At 32.6% G+C, this 15301-nt stretch carries 14 protein-coding genes; 4 read left to right on the forward strand and 10 right to left on the reverse strand.

What is annotated here, in order from left to right; translation table 11 throughout:
• Positions 1-249: 249 nt before the first annotated feature.
• The 8 genes from AB1282_RS24000 to AB1282_RS24035 all read right to left on the reverse strand — a co-directional run bounded on the left by AB1282_RS24000 (position 250) and on the right by AB1282_RS24035 (position 9477).
• Positions 250-4377 (reverse strand): S8 family serine peptidase, encoded by a 4128-nt coding sequence (locus AB1282_RS24000; protein WP_429900788.1) that lies wholly within the window; start codon positions 4375-4377, stop codon positions 250-252.
• Between the two features lie 688 nt (positions 4378-5065).
• A complete protein-coding gene (locus AB1282_RS24005; protein ID WP_429901222.1) occupies positions 5066-6007 on the reverse strand; it encodes an IS3 family transposase in 942 nt (313 codons plus the stop codon).
• Positions 5929-6258, reverse strand: a complete 330-nt coding sequence (locus AB1282_RS24010; RefSeq protein ID WP_429900790.1) for a transposase — start codon at positions 6256-6258, stop codon at positions 5929-5931. The genes AB1282_RS24005 and AB1282_RS24010 overlap by 79 nt, the downstream gene beginning before the upstream one ends.
• A gap of 153 nt (positions 6259-6411) precedes the next feature.
• Positions 6412-6921, reverse strand: a complete 510-nt coding sequence (locus tag AB1282_RS24015) for a DinB family protein (protein WP_429900792.1) — start codon at positions 6919-6921, stop codon at positions 6412-6414.
• Between the two features lie 297 nt (positions 6922-7218).
• Positions 7219-7782, reverse strand: coding sequence for a GNAT family N-acetyltransferase (locus tag AB1282_RS24020; protein ID WP_056474284.1), 564 nt, complete (start codon positions 7780-7782; stop codon positions 7219-7221).
• A gap of 70 nt (positions 7783-7852) precedes the next feature.
• Positions 7853-8215: a hypothetical protein gene (locus AB1282_RS24025; RefSeq protein ID WP_390312413.1), complete on the reverse strand. Its 363-nt coding sequence runs from the start codon at positions 8213-8215 to the stop codon at positions 7853-7855.
• A 166-nt stretch (positions 8216-8381) separates the two neighbouring features.
• The gene (locus tag AB1282_RS24030) at positions 8382-8840 is read right to left on the reverse strand and encodes a GNAT family N-acetyltransferase (protein WP_390312412.1); all 459 of its coding nucleotides are present in this window, start codon (positions 8838-8840) and stop codon (positions 8382-8384) included.
• A gap of 106 nt (positions 8841-8946) precedes the next feature.
• Complete coding sequence (locus tag AB1282_RS24035; protein WP_429900794.1) at positions 8947-9477, reverse strand: hypothetical protein; 531 nt, start codon at positions 9475-9477, stop codon at positions 8947-8949.
• A gap of 479 nt (positions 9478-9956) precedes the next feature.
• Here AB1282_RS24035 and AB1282_RS24040 point away from each other — a divergent pair, with 479 nt between their 5' ends.
• From AB1282_RS24040 to AB1282_RS24055, 4 genes are all read left to right on the forward strand, one after another.
• Complete coding sequence (locus tag AB1282_RS24040; RefSeq protein ID WP_429900796.1) at positions 9957-11354, forward strand: tetratricopeptide repeat protein; 1398 nt, start codon at positions 9957-9959, stop codon at positions 11352-11354.
• A gap of 162 nt (positions 11355-11516) precedes the next feature.
• Complete coding sequence (locus tag AB1282_RS24045) at positions 11517-12701, forward strand: COG4705 family protein (protein ID WP_056474294.1); 1185 nt, start codon at positions 11517-11519, stop codon at positions 12699-12701.
• A gap of 183 nt (positions 12702-12884) precedes the next feature.
• Positions 12885-13370, forward strand: coding sequence for a DUF2975 domain-containing protein (locus AB1282_RS24050; RefSeq protein ID WP_056474297.1), 486 nt, complete (start codon positions 12885-12887; stop codon positions 13368-13370).
• Between the two features lie 10 nt (positions 13371-13380).
• Positions 13381-13599, forward strand: a complete 219-nt coding sequence (locus AB1282_RS24055; RefSeq protein ID WP_429900798.1) for a helix-turn-helix domain-containing protein — start codon at positions 13381-13383, stop codon at positions 13597-13599.
• A gap of 149 nt (positions 13600-13748) precedes the next feature.
• Here the strand turns inward: AB1282_RS24055 and AB1282_RS24060 are convergent, their stop codons facing one another.
• On the reverse strand, positions 13749-14201 hold the full coding sequence (locus tag AB1282_RS24060) for a GNAT family N-acetyltransferase (RefSeq protein ID WP_429900799.1): 453 nt from the start codon (positions 14199-14201) through the stop codon (positions 13749-13751).
• Positions 14202-14350: 149 nt separating this feature from the next.
• A complete protein-coding gene (locus tag AB1282_RS24065) occupies positions 14351-15247 on the reverse strand; it encodes a LysR family transcriptional regulator (RefSeq protein WP_429900801.1) in 897 nt (298 codons plus the stop codon).
• Positions 15248-15301: the final 54 nt, after the last annotated feature.

The following is a 15301-nucleotide window of genomic DNA, read 5'->3' on the forward strand; positions in this document are numbered from 1 at the left end:
GTATAGTGGGTCGGAGAAAAATGAGTAAAATTGTTTTTAATAGTTTTCAGTTAGAACAACTTGAAGTAAATAATAACTGAGTAAGCCAGTAAGGGTCTTTATGTTGGCTTAATTGAACATAGGATCTATTAAGTGCGGAGTTAGTTAAGGAAATGAAGGACTATTTAGGTTCTTTTTAACTATAGTTGTAGCTTAAAAATCTAAACGAAAAACGTCAGATTCAAAAAATCCGACGTTTTCTATTTTGCTTTATTGAATGTTTAACTCCTTCAAAATATTCTCTAAAGTTTTACCTTTAATTTTCTTTTTACCTTTTGGAACATCTTGGACATCAGGGTTTGGAGTTAAATAATTCTTTTGAACATAGCTCATATCTTTAGCGTCAACAATACCATCGAAATTGATATCTGCAGCTCGCTTGTTAGTGCCCCAGTATGTTTTAATATAATCGGCATCTAATACATCAATTACATCATCGTTATTTACGTCTCCGCCCATAACTGGTGCGTATAAAATATAAGATAAGCGACCAACAGTATCTCCATTCGTAATATCATATAAATCATTAACTGTCACATGACGGTCGAAATGTCCTGGAGTTTTAATTGTTAAATCGTAATTCTCATTTGAAGCTGGAAGATTTTTAACAAAGTAACGTGCACTACTGTTAAATTCTCCTGTATAAGTCTTACCACTTTTTGAAACTAATTTTAAACTCATACCGGCTCTCGAAAAGTCTTTCTTGTAATCTAGCCATATACCATTTTGATCTAAAAATCCATCGGCAAGAATACCACCTTCAAGTTGAGAGTATGTTGGAACAATGTTTATTCCTTGACCAAAACCTTGAATTGTCGCAGGTGCTTCATTCAAAGAAAATGCGTTAGCTTTTGTAATATCAATCGTTTGAATCCATTTTATATAGGTGCTTGGCGTTTCCTTCACTTTAAAAGTTAGATCGATTAATGGCATAGCAGCTTGAATCGGTTGGATTGATTCACCTGTTATTTGCGTATTAAGGGTTATTTTACTTGCAGTTTGTTCAGCTATGTTAAGATCTGCCTTTAAACCATGTGACTTAGCATAAGCAATAAAATCCTTATTTAAGGATACATTTGCAATGTCGTATGTTGTAGAAGGGAATGTTAATGTAAATTCTCCACCTGTTAAATTAATAATATTGTGTGCACTAAGTGATAGAGTGACATTTTCACCATATTTTACATCAGTTTTGTTAGCAACTAGTTTCGCATATGGAAGTCCTTTTTTAACAAGCGTGTATGAGAAATCAGGGTGATCTTGCATACCGTTTTGTGCATAGTCTTTGGCATCAAGTGTAATTTTTGTCACATTTTTACCGTCTAGAAGACCTGACTTAAATTCGAAGTCACCATTTTTTTCAATTTTTAAAGGGGTTGTAGAGAATTTTGTTTTATTCACTAAGTTAATCATATTAGAAGACTGATCCCAATTAAAACCGTTCTGATTCATTATAGCTACTTGTTGATCATAAATATTTCCTTTTACTGTCATACCATCTTCATTTACTTCGTATACTCCACCTGGTTGTTGCATTTTTACAATTGGAATAGAATTTTCAATATAAAATGTATCGGACTTTTTAAATGTTTTACCTTCTTTGTTTGTTGCGATTAGTTCTAATTCATACTTTCCTGGAGGTGCAAGCTTCTTGGCATAAGCAATTGGATGATCCTTATTTCCTGTAAAAGGAAAATATAATCCATTAAATGGGAATTCAGTTGCAAAAAGTATGTCTTCTGTAAACAGCCCTTCGTATGCATCAGTCAGGCCAAGCGCTTGTCCTGTTGTAGCATCTTTTAACACAAAATCGACCGTTTCCATTGAACTATTAAGTGCAAATTCAATACCTGTCCCGAATGGAAAACTATTATTTAAATCACGTCTCGTTGTGAATGCGTCTTCATAGGCGTTGATTTTATTAATGCCTTCTTGTAAATGCTTGAAGCCAAATGGCAATTGATAAACTTCATCAGGATTACTATTGTTTGTAATATAAATATATCCTTCGTAATTACCAAATTCAGCTGTAGTAGGAATGTGAATCGTTGGTTTAATTTTTATTGTTTTGTTTGCATTAAGTGTAAGAGTATCAGGTACATCTAACGTAATTTTGTTAGCAAAAGCATCTTTCGCTCCTTTTACGTTTTGATTAAACTTAACTTGAATATTATATGTTTTCTTTTTGTTACTAGTATTTGAAATAGAAACTACTCGAGAGTCTATTTTTTCTTTGTCCTCAGTAACTTGTGGTCCGAAGCTTAATGCTCCTGTAACGTCTGGTATTGTTATATCGTTACCATCTTTTGTACTAATCGTTTTATCTATTACTTTAATATGTAAGTCAGAATGCACTGCTTCATATACATCAATTCTTCCTGCACCTACTTCAAATACACTGTAATCTTTTTGTAGCTTATCGGCTGTATTCATTAAAGCGGCTTTTACATCTTCAGGTTTGTATTCTGGATGTTTTTGTAAAAGAAGGGCAGCAGCTCCAGCAACGTGTGGACTAGCCATAGATGTTCCTGATGCACTCATATATGCATTTGTATAATCATTTAAGTGATTCGGTCCATTTTGATAAGCAGGTACACTTGAAAATACAGCAACTCCTGGTGCGGTCATTTCTGGTTTAATATCATAAAATCTGTTTGAAGGACCACGTGAACTGAAATCAGCTAATGTATCTCCACTAGTTTTCATTTCACCTATAGAGTTTAATGTAAATGTCGCATTCCCTTGTTTTACTTGATCGACAACTTTTAATCCTTGTTCATTTGTAAGCGTAAATGAAGGGATAAAGTCAAAGTTGTTTCCAAGATAATGAGGAATTTGGCCTTCTGTTGGGTTATTATTATACATTAATACTGCTTTTGCTCCATGTTTCTTAGCAAGTACTACTTTTTCATTTAAAGAAAGTATGCCACGTTCAATCAGTGCGATTTTTCCATTAACATCCTTGCCGTTATAATCACTTTCACTGTTTCCTAACCCTACAAATACGATTGGGAGAGACTGGTTTTTTAATGTATTTAAGTCGTCATCATAGCTTTTTGCTAAAAGTTTTAAATTTGATAATGAAAGATTTTCATTTGAACTAACCGTACCAGTAGCTGTAGGGATTGTCATTGAAAAATCACTCGCGCCAACTGTAATAGCCAGTGGAGAAGTTCCAGGTGATCCAAGGCTATATAGGTCATTTCCTGCGTTTCCAGCTGCAACTACTGCAGTCGTACCAGCCAATGAAGCATTATTAATTGCAATCGCATTTGGATCAAGAGGGTCATTATAATCATTTCCAAGCGATAGATTAATAACATCCATTCCGTCGGCAACTGCTTTGTCAATCCCTGCGATAATATTACTTGTGAAGCCTGAACCATATGGACCTAGCACTTTATAAGCATATAGTTCAACTCCGGGTGCAACTCCAGTAACTGCATAATCCGTTTTATTTTTACCTTGACCAGCAATCGTTCCGGATACATGAGTTCCGTGGGAAGTATAGTAAGTAGTACCACCTAATGGACTAATTTCAGGTTGCCCTGATTTTTTCCATTCGTCGTAAGTTGTTTCCATTGGATCGGAATCGTTATTTACGAAATCATATCCGCCTTTATAAACATCTTTTAAATCAGGATGATTATAGTCAATTCCAGTATCGATTACAGCAACCTTCACACCTTGTCCAGTAACCCCTTCTTCATGAAGTTTGGTTGCACCGATCGTTTCAGTACTATCTACTGCAGGTGAATGACTAACTGACTCAGTTGCTTGAATCTCTAAGGGAGATGGATCTATTTTAATTACTTTATCCTCAAATATTGCTTTTACTTCATCCATCGCAAGAATAGTATGTACCTCATTAGCTGGTACTGTCATTGCAACACCGTTAAATGCTTGGCGGTATTCTTTACGTATTTGAATAGTTGAAATGGCCTTTTTGGCTTGACCAATTTTATTTTTAAAATTTTGATGAGATTTTTCCACTTTATTTTTTGCATCGTCTAAAGAGACTTCAATTCCGTTTTCTTCGTTGTTCTTAACTACTGTTTTAGCAGGATCTTGTGCAAATTGAACAATGATGTTTACAGGATTATTACCAGTCGTATCAAGCTTTGGTGATAAATATTTTTCTGAATCTGCCATTTCAATATTGTTATGTACGCGATTGCGATCCTCTTTTGATAAATCTTTTAAATATTGCTCAACATTTGATTCGCCACTATGAGAAGTAGAATCTACCGAAGCAAAAGTGTGACTAGAAAATAGCAAACTAGCTGCTATAAAACTAGTAGAAACAACTTTGAGTGGCTTTACTATATTACTTTCCAATTATAAAACACCCCTTCAAATTTATTGTTAGGAATTAACCTATATTCTGATTATTTACAAACTTCAATAAACAATCAATTGTGTTATTTATACACTATAAAATCAACGTTTTTCCCGATTAAAAATATAATTTTTTAAAATTAATAAGAAAATTGTTCTATAAAATCATTAAACATATCAAAGAAATAATTTTTTTGAATTTAAACATTTCTTAAGTTTTAAACGGAATAGGTAATTTTTACGTTAATTATTGGCTTATATGAAAACGGTAATAAATAGATTAATTTATCTACTTATAACAAGTTTTAAAATAGTAATAAACAAATAAATAATAGGTGCTTGATATGCAATTGGGGTATCCAGAGAGAAGTAAGTAATCAAGTGAAGTCTAGAGATTTTGAGGTTAGCGAAACCCAAAAATGAAAATGGCTTTAATCGTATATTTTTCTCTTTATTTCACGCAAAAAAGACCACAAAATTGTGATCTTTACTTTTTCTTATTGACCTAACGCACTATCGTTAGTTGAATTACATTTTCTCACTATCTTACCTTCATTACATCGGTAATAGCCGTTCCAACTTATGTATTTTTTCTAGTTTACATAAACACCGTTATCGGCAATAAAAAAGGACTTTCAACAGTGGTCTTACCCCTGTCAAGTAGACACTTAAATAAAAGGTACATTATCTAAGCAGCCTTAGCCCTATATTCTATAGGGCTAAGGTTATTTAATTTTTTCTGAAAACGTTTATTGTTATAAAACTTAATATATTTTTTTACTGCTATTTTAACCTCTTGCGAAGTCTCAAAATGATAACGGTAAAAACATTCGGTTTTAAAGTGACTAAAAAAGCTTTCAATACATGCGTTGTCTAAGCAATTCCCTTTTCTAGACATACTTCCCTTAATATTGTATTTATTTAAAAGTTGGTTATATCTTATTGAAGTGTACTGGAACCCTTGATCACTATGTAATATGAGACCTCTTACATCCTTATTCTTTATAGCTTCTTTTAAAGTATCAGCTACTAATTTCAGGTCATTTCTTTCACTTATTTTATAAGCGACAATCTCATTATTATATAGGTCTAATATAGAAGATAAATAGATTTTCTTCCCATTAAAAAGTAAGTAGGTAATATCTGTTACCCATTTTTCATTTGGACGTTTAGCTGAAAATTCTCTATTTAAATAGTTTCTTGAAAGGACAAATTTTTCTTTGCGTCCAAAGTGTTTCCATTTCTTTTTTCGTATCTTAGCTTGTATCTTATTTGATCTCATCAAACGATATATTTTCTTATGATTCACTTTTAGTCCGTACATTTTACTCAGCCAAGTTTTAATTCTTGGATAGCCATAACTCCAATTAATATCTGGATCTTGTTGGCATTCAATAATTTTTTTCACTATTGATTGATCTTCTAAATCTTTTTTAGTAGGGCTACTCTGACGTATTAACCATTTGTAGTACCCACTCTTTGAAACACCTGCTATCTTACATAAAGTAACAACCGTAAATTGATTCTTAAGCTCATGAATTATACTGTATTCTATTGATTTTTCTTTTCCTGTATCATCCTCCTTTTCGCAGCTAAGAGCTTTTTTAGATAAGCGTTCTCTGCTTCTAATCGGTTGATTTTTTCAGTATCATTTTCATCATCACCTTTGACTTTCCTTCTAAATAAAATGTCTGATTTCCCTCTTTTTTCTTCTAATCCTTGGATTCCTTCTCTTTTGTAATGTGTTATCCATCTTTGAATGGTCGTATATCCTATCTCGAGTTCTTTAGCTATTGTTCTAATCCCCATATCCTTCTCAAAGTACAAATCAATAGCTTTCAACTTAGTTTCTTCAGAATAAGTTTTTCTAATTTTCCCCATAAAAAAATCCCCTCCATAATAGACAGTACGATCCTTTTTTTTGACTGTCTACTATAAGGGGATAATAACAACAGGAAAGATCCTTTTTTTGCTGCTTCTTCAACTAACGCACCCTAAATGAGAAATTAGGTTTTTTCATTAATAGAAAAAGTCTTATAAGTATTTATCACTAATCACTTTCATATGGTGTAACTCGTGCCCGGCAATGCCATATGCAATGGTACCTATCGAAACTGGCCTGTTCATTACAGTTCCATTACGATTCCAAGCTGCATCATCAATGGTTGAAATAAGGCTTAACGTGTTGGAGCGTACCGTGTCTAAACCAGCTAGTAGCTGCTCCCAGGATAATTTGTTGAAGTTTGCCGCAGAAACGTATTGATCCTGATCCATTGCTGGGAGTGGTGCACTTTCATTTCGTGCAATGGCAAGCATTCGATACGACATCACACGTTCCGAGTCGGTCATATGCCCAATCACTTCTTTTAAAGTCCATTTCCCTGGTGCATACGCCTTCCTTGATGACTCCTCTGATACGCTACTTAAGAGGGTAATGGTCTCAGTTCGTTGCTTACTAAGTATTTCTTTAATATCTCCATCTGGCACAAGACTAACATACCTAGCATTCTCTGGATTTTCAATAAATAATGGTCGTGGACGCACAAGAATCCTCCTCATCGGAATAGTTAATTATATTTCTAGGCTAATATTCGACTGTCAAGAGGATATATCCTTTATTTGATATTTAATTTCATTACCGCAAAATAAATGCAAATTAAACAACTTTATTATCTCTAAACAACTGATTTATACAGTTAACATAATACAGATAATAATGGATTAATTCACTTTTTATTCCACTAATCTGCCATTTACTTCAAAAAAAAAAGCCACATATTTGCAGCTAATTCTTCAAACTATCCCATTCATTAGTTGTACAGGGATTTTAAAATTTTTAGTCTAATTTACCTTTGCATAAATGCAGGTATCAACTAATTTTTTACCGTCTGCTGAAAGATCTTCATTACGTAATATCCCTTCAAGCTCGAAACCTAGTTTTTCAGGGATTGATCGACTTTTAGTGTTATTAGATTCACATAGTATTGCAATCCTTCTAAATTTAAGTAGCTGAAAGCCAAGGTTTATTAACTCACTTACTGCTTCTGTCATATATCCATTGCCACTAAATTGCGTGTTAATCCAGTATCCAATTTCACATTTAGAAATCTTCCAATTAATTGCATGAAGGCTAGCAGTTCCAATAAAATCATTAGTTTCCTTTCGATAGATAAGATAGCGAAAGCTTTCTCTTTTCAAAAAATCTATATGGGCATTTCTCAGAATAATTTCCGTTTCTTCAACAGTAGGAATAGACTGGTATAAAGTCAACCATTGGTTTAACTCACTAATTGAATCCGTAATAGCTTGGTTTACTACTTTTCCTTCGCCAGCTTGAAGTGGTGCTCGAAGAATTAGTCTGTCTGTTTCTATTTCTAACGGAACATCTAATAAAATAGGATTCATATAATTTCCCCTCTCGGTCACTTAATATTATGACTTATTGATTGTTCAACGATCGCATTAGTTAGTTCTATTACTTCAACTCAAAAGATTCTTCATTTCCATCCCATTTAATCGTTACTTTAAAAACATCTGAATCCCTCGTAACTGAGCAACCCGAACAAGAGGTATTCATAGTAATGACAGTTTCATCATTTTCAGTTTCTTTTCGGTTACTGCTCCCAGTAGGGCCATCGACATTGATTTCTAAATTTTTTTTCTTTTGTTTACCATCTTTGAATTCAAATTCAAACTGACCATTTTCAGTAGTGCCATCGACATTTGTTGTATATTCGCCTTTCCAATGTTCGCTTTCACCTTTAAAATGAAGGGAATCATTTGAACAACCAACCAACATTAACAAAGTAACCAAAATCAGAAAGTAAATATTTCTCATAATGCCATCTCCTCTATTACCATAATATGTTAATTCTCGCCCTTAATGATATTTCCTTCTTCAGGAAGAAAGGAAGTATTCTTATGTAACTAAACTGCCAGTTAGGCTTAATAACTTCAACAAAAAAGCGTTAATTCTTCTTTGATTAACGCAACCCGTTTGTCATCTATAATGTTTTTTCCATTTTTATACTAGTTTCTACATATCCTAACTTTTCGTACAAGACTCGTGCTACTTTGTTGTGACCAAAGACGTGAAGCCGAATACTTTTCAATCCTATCTTTTTGGCTACGATTTCAATTTCTTTCATTGCTTGTTTACCATAACCCTTACCTTGGTTTCCTTCCCAAATGTTAATATCATAAATAAACCCTTTTTCATTTATTCCTTGTGCAAGCCAAATCATACCAACTACTTGGTTTTTGTCACGAATTGTAAATAAGTGATGATTTACCGTATTCTCACCTTCAGGTAATAATTTTTCGTGTTCTTGTCTTGATTTACTAATTGCCTCTTGTTGCTCCCAATTACCAGACTTAATTTGTTCGTCTGCAAAGTTTTTAATTGCATAACTGAGATATTGCTGGAATTCAACTGAATTCATTTTTTCTAATCTAACCGTCATTTTTCTTTCTCTCCTTATAAGCTTTAGCAAAGCCAATTAAAAATAGAGCCACAATCGTGACTCATGAACATAAACTAAAGAATAATTTGTTGAATCTGTGATGTTATTATTTTAATTTGTTGTGTAAAAATTTTTTCATTAACTCATTCGAAATAATTAAAGCTTTACTTTTGCTATTTGCTGGACCTGTAATCATCCATCCGTCTTTACCTGACCAACTTTTCCCATCGTGATTTTCTCGATATTCCCCAATCGTCACTTTCTTAAAATCATTGTTAGCAAAGAGAATACCATAGCTATCGATTTTTGGATGTCCATTTTTATAGTAACCATATTCAATTATCCCCATGCCATTTTGATCAAATGCTATTCCTAATTTACGATCTTTATTTGGATTAGGATAATTAGCACCTTTTACATCGATTAGCCCTACAAACTTTCTTTTTCCTAATAAAGATTGATGAAGTATGCCCTTTATTTTTATCGTCACAGAATTTACTTGATCATGATCTGAACCTAATTGAAATTCAACACCATTTATTGACTCATTTACATTCTTTGGAATGAAATAATAAACACCAAAACCCATAGCTACTAATAAGACAAGAAGTACGCAAGAAACAATGACTTTTTTCAAAAAAATCACCTACATTCGTTAACTTTCATGTGTTCCTACTTTTTAAACAACTCTATATAGATTTTTGAAAGTAATTAATTTATATATTTCTATAAACATTAATTTATTCCTTTTTATTCCAATACAGTTTGGCAACAAAAAATAGTCTGCCGAAACAGACCTAATTGCAGTTGAACTATTGGATGAAGAAGATTTTAATACACTTTTGGATTAACTATTTATTATCCATATCTCGTTTTTTCTCCTATTTTAATATCATATTTAAATTTTAACATTTATTAATGAACAACCTTTTCATTTATCTCAAGAAAAAAACCAATTCGTTTTGAGACTATGTTACTAGCTTAGTAATACAAAAAGTAGCATATAATCAAAACGGCGACTCAGATAATACAAAAAAATAAAGGAGAAGGCTGTTTTTTCTTAAGAATATCATCTTGCATTTATAAACAATTCTTTTATTCGAATTTATAGATTCAATGAAAGAGGTGAGTACAATAAAATCATTTTTAAAACTACTCTTAATATTAACTTTTGTCCTAGTTTTAGGCGGGTGTAGCCCTCTGGCAAATTACTATAATAATAAAGGCTATAAAGAAGAACAACAAGGGAAGTATGACGCGGCGATTTCTCATTTAAACAAGGCAATAAAAAATAATCCTAATATGTGGGAAGCTTATAATAATCGCGGGCTGTCGTATCATCACAAGAAAATGTACGATCAAGCCATTTCCGATTACAATAAGGCGATTGAATTGAATCCGAAAGAATCTAAGCCATATGCCAACCGCGGGCTTACCTTTTACGACCAACAAATGTATGATCAGGCCATTGCCGATTATAACAAAGCCATTGATTTGAATTCAAAAGATTACATTTTATACTATAACCGGGGGCTTGCCTACTACCATAAGCAGATGTATGATCAGGCTATTTCTGATTACGACAAGGTCATTGATTTAAATCCGAAAGATTATTTATCATATAACAATCGCGGATATACCTATTATGATAAGCAGATGTATGATCAAGCCATTTCTGACCTAAATCAGTCTATAAAATTAAAACCTGATTTTGCAACATCATATAGTAACCGTGGACTTGTCTATCTGGAAAAGCAAATGTACGATGTGGCTATTTCCGATTTTGACAAAGCAATTGAGTTAGATCCGAAACATTATAAGGCCTATAACAACCGCGGGCTTGCCTATTACTATAAGCAGATGTATGATCAGGCCATTGCCGATTTCAAAAAGACCATTGATTTGAATTCAAAATTTTACCTGGCTTATAACAACCTTGGGCTTGTCTATTACGATAAGCAAATGTATAAACAGGCCATTGCCGATTTCAATAAAGCTATTGATTTAAATCAAAAAGATTACCAGGTATATGACAACCGTGGGCTTACCTATTTTAATATGCGGATGTTCGACCAGGCCATTACTGATTTCAACAAGGCCATCGATTTGAATCAAAAAGATTACCTCGTATATAACGACCGAGGGCTTGCCTATCAAAACAAGCAGTTGTATGATCAGGCTATTTCTGATTACAACAAAGCCATTGATTTGAATTCAAAGGATTTCCAAGTATATGACAACCGTGGGTATGCCTATCTCAGTAAGCAGATGTACGATCAAGCTATTACCGATTTCAACAAGGCTATTGATTTGAATCCAAAAGATTACCTCGTATATGACGACCGCGGGCTTGCTTATTACTATAAGCAGATGTATGATCAGGCCATTGCCGATTTCAGCAAGTCAATTGAATTGAATCCTCACTTTAAACTTGCTTACAGTGACCGTGGAAATGCTTATTTGAAAAAAGGCATGAACAAAGAAGCGACACAGGATTTTAACAAGGCAAAGTAAACTTTGTTTATTCATTAAAAAAGGAGTAGGAATTTACCTACTCCTTTTTGTTGTAATTTAAATCCAATAAAATTGTACAATTCTCCTGTTTTTCATTTTCCTTTCATTATTATGTGTGAATATAAAAATGTACTTTAATTCAAATAGAAAGGAAAATCATTTATGGAGACAAAACAAAATAAAATAAATAGTCTGCTTAACAAGGTACCAGAAGTTACAATCTATTTCTGGATTATCAAAATTTTATGTACAACTGTTGGTGAAACATTTGCTGACTTCTTAAATTTTAACCTTGGTTTAGGATTAGGACTTACAACAGTCCTTATGGGTGTTGCATTTTTTATCTCTTTATTTTTTCAATTCAAAGCTAAAAAATATGTTCCAAGTATTTATTGGATCACCGTTGTACTAATAAGTGTATTTGGTACATTGGTAACCGATAATTTGACAGACGCAATTGGAGTACCTCTTGAAACAAGTACGATTGTATTCTCCGCGCTGCTAGCTTTAACGTTTCTTTTTTGGTTTCTTAGTGAAAAAACACTTTCTATCCATTCAATTTTCACAAGAAAAAGAGAAATATTCTATTGGTTAGCGATTCTTTTCACCTTTGCGCTAGGTACTGCTGTTGGGGATTTATATTCTGAACAACTTGGACTTGGGTATTTTAAAACTGGTGTAACGGTTATTGTGATCATCCTTTGTGTATTCTTAGCGTGGAAGTTTTTAAAACTTGATGGAATGTTAGGCTTTTGGATTGCGTACATTCTTACACGTCCACTTGGGGCATCACTAGGAGATTATTTATCACAACCGAAAGTGAATGGTGGTTTAGGTTTAGGAACAACAAGTACAAGTATCATTTTTCTGGTCGCAATTTTAGCAATCATTGTTTTCCTTGCTGTTTCAAAAATTGATATTTCATTATATATTGAAAAAACAGATGAAAATAGAAATAAAAATAATATAATGAAACAAACAATTTTAGCACTGTGTATTTTCTTAGCAGTTGGTATTGGCGGTTATCTTAAATTATCATCAAATGCTGCTTCTACTCAAACAACATTATCTGGTCAATTAACAGAATTTGCAACAATAGAAAATAAAATGTTATCAGATGTGAACTCAAAGAACTTTAATTTAGCTAAAAAAGATGCTGACAGTTTGGAACATCAATGGGATACTTCAGAGGCTAAACTTAGAAAAATAGATAGTACTTCTTGGACTAAAATTGATGGTACGATTGACGTTGTATTAGCTTCAGCTCGTACATCAAACCCAGATGCAAATAAGTGTAAATCGGCAATTAATCATTCACTTGATGTAATAAACGCTGCAAATAAATAAAATACATTTAACATTAGTAAAGAAAAAGCATTTCATTATATGAGAAATGCTTTTTCTTTTTGTCTAGATTAAAGGGATATTTCAATAACAATAATAACATAATAAAAAACAATATAAATTTATTGTAAAACAATAAATAATATGTTAAATTCATATTGTCATTAAATAAGTGAGGTACTTAATATGAATGTTAAAAGAGGTTCAACCACTTTCTTAAAGCTAATAATTTTTCTCGTTGGAATTGCAGTGCTTGCTTTATGTATATTTTTGGTACCAAATATTGCGAATTTCTCTTCAAATTTGTATCCAAATATTGCCGCAATGAAATATCTCGTTTTCATCGTGATGTATGGAGCTGCTTTGCCTTTTTATATTGCTCTGTATCAGGCTTTCAATCTTTTACGGTATATTGACAATAACACCGCATTCTCAGAATTATCTGTAAAGGCATTAATGAACATAAAATACTGTGCGATTGCAATCAGTAGTATATATGTATTAGGTATGCCACTCTTTCATTTTATAGCGAAGAAAGTTGATCCTCCTATTGGAATTTTGGGAGCGATCATCATATTTGCTTCATTGGTTATCGCCGTTTTTGCTGCTATCCTCCAACAGCTTCTACAAGAAGCGATTAACATAAAATCAGAAAATGATTTAACGGTCTGAGGTGGATGGTATGGCGATAATTATTAATATTGATGTGATGTTAGCAAAACGAAAAATGAGCGTAACGGAGCTTTCAGAGAAGGTTGGAATTACGATGGCCAATCTGTCCATTCTGAAAAACGGTAAAGCAAAAGCCGTTCGTTTTTCAACATTAGAAGCGATCTGTAAGACTTTGGATTGTCAGCCAGGTGATATTTTGGAGTATAAAATCGACGAAGAGCCTCAATAAATAAAGACAACAATTTTATTTAATTTACGGGAATCAATCGAGAATTTAAGGGATAGCTTAATAGCTATCCCTTCTTTACGTTTATTGATGTAATATTTAATATTAGTGACAAAAAATTTCTCTTTTAAAATCCTTTAGAACATTCATAGCTACTTTATATCTAATACTACTGCCATTTCTTTACCAAATCGATCGCCATGATCAATAAATCCTAAACTTGAATATAAATTATGTGCTCCTAAGTTTTCAGGGTGATATCCTACAACAATTCTTTTGGCATTTGGTAGTTTAATCATTTCATCGATCATTAACTGAGTTGCAATCTTACCAATTCCTTTTTGTTGAAAATTCTTATCAACCATTATTCTATATATCCAATAGCCATCTAGCTCTTCTTCCGTAGTATTAAACATTAAAAATCCAACCGCTTTACCTTCAAAATGAATAGCATATGGCCGTAGTGAAAATTTAAATTTCGATTGAGCAATCGAGATTGCATTCGGTTCGATGTGACTCTTTTGATCTTCAGATACCTCTAATAAACAGCATTCATACCAATTTTCTGCATTTAGTTCCACAAGTTCTACGTTTCTATTCTGCATGGTTTCCCCTTTGTTAAATTATTTGAGCTAAATTACTCTATCCTAAGTTTAACAAATTTTTCCAATAGTGTATTAGGACGTTTATCCTAATTCAACTATTCCATTAGTACATAGTAGAAAAAGATTCTTAAACAAAAAATAACCGCTCATCATTGAGTGGCTATTTCTTTAACGATTTCGATAAATTTTTTACTTATAATAGAAAGCTTTTTATTTTTTGGATAGATTACCCATAAATCCTTCACAACGTATTCATTATTTTCTTTGTATGGAATAGATCTTAAGGTTCCACTTTGAATGTATGGATGAAATTTAGCGCCTGACTCATGAGAATAGACAAATATATTATGTTCTCTAACAGCCTCTGTAAGAATATTCATACTGTTTGTCGTAACTTTGATTTTATTTTTATTCTCTTTAATTAATTTAGAATAATAATAATCAGAATAGATTGAATAGCACGCTGTATCCATCTCTAAAACATCATCTTTTGTTACGTAGTCAAGATGATAGAGCGGGGAGTTTTTTCCTACAATAGCGTGAACACGATCAGTCCGAATTAATTCATAGTTAATATTTTTTTCACTTTTCAGTATCTCTAAATCTTGAGGAAAAAAGCAAAAATCATATTCCGTGTGTTTAATTGTTTCCATTATTAGTGGTGGATCTTTTTCCTCGATTTCAATCGTTACATTCTGATGTTCATCTTTAATTCTGTTCAATGCACGTAAAAGTACAGCTGCAAAAGTAGGAGCAGCTACTATTTTCAAATGAACCTTTTTATTATTTTTATAATCAGACAGCTCTTCATTTAACTTACTGATAATTTCTAAAACTTCACTAGCTCTATTTATTAAAATCTTTCCTTCTTCTGTTGGAAATGTCCCTTTTCTTGAACGGTTAAAAATATTTATTCCCATTTCATGCTCTAATTGGGAGATCGACTGACTTAGTCCTGAACTTGTAATATGTAATTTTTCTGCAGCCTTAATGATCGATTTCTCGCTTGCAACTTTTACGATATATTCCATTTGCTCGAAATTCATAAATTATCCTCGAATAAGAGTATACACACTTATATTTTCTTTCAATTGAAGTTG

The organism is Gottfriedia sp. S16(2024) (assembly GCF_050473765.1).
Taxonomy (GTDB): Bacteria; Bacillota; Bacilli; order Bacillales; family Bacillaceae_G; genus Gottfriedia.

What these genes read in the sequence shown, in the direction of transcription:
- AB1282_RS24010 (WP_429900790.1), bottom strand. Translation starts at nt 6,258, where the DNA reads ATGGGGAAAATTAGAAAAACTTATTCTGAAGAAACTAAGTTGAAAGCT.
- AB1282_RS24020 (WP_056474284.1), bottom strand. Translation starts at nt 7,782, where the DNA reads ATGAATCCTATTTTATTAGATGTTCCGTTAGAAATAGAAACAGACAGA.
- AB1282_RS24025 (WP_390312413.1), bottom strand. Translation starts at nt 8,215, where the DNA reads ATGAGAAATATTTACTTTCTGATTTTGGTTACTTTGTTAATGTTGGTT.
- AB1282_RS24030 (WP_390312412.1), bottom strand. Translation starts at nt 8,840, where the DNA reads ATGACGGTTAGATTAGAAAAAATGAATTCAGTTGAATTCCAGCAATAT.
- AB1282_RS24040 (WP_429900796.1), top strand. Translation starts at nt 9,957, where the DNA reads ATGAAAGAGGTGAGTACAATAAAATCATTTTTAAAACTACTCTTAATA.
- AB1282_RS24045 (WP_056474294.1), top strand. Translation starts at nt 11,517, where the DNA reads ATGGAGACAAAACAAAATAAAATAAATAGTCTGCTTAACAAGGTACCA.
- AB1282_RS24050 (WP_056474297.1), top strand. Translation starts at nt 12,885, where the DNA reads ATGAATGTTAAAAGAGGTTCAACCACTTTCTTAAAGCTAATAATTTTT.
- AB1282_RS24055 (WP_429900798.1), top strand. Translation starts at nt 13,381, where the DNA reads ATGGCGATAATTATTAATATTGATGTGATGTTAGCAAAACGAAAAATG.
- AB1282_RS24060 (WP_429900799.1), bottom strand. Translation starts at nt 14,201, where the DNA reads ATGCAGAATAGAAACGTAGAACTTGTGGAACTAAATGCAGAAAATTGG.
- AB1282_RS24065 (WP_429900801.1), bottom strand. Translation starts at nt 15,247, where the DNA reads ATGAATTTCGAGCAAATGGAATATATCGTAAAAGTTGCAAGCGAGAAA.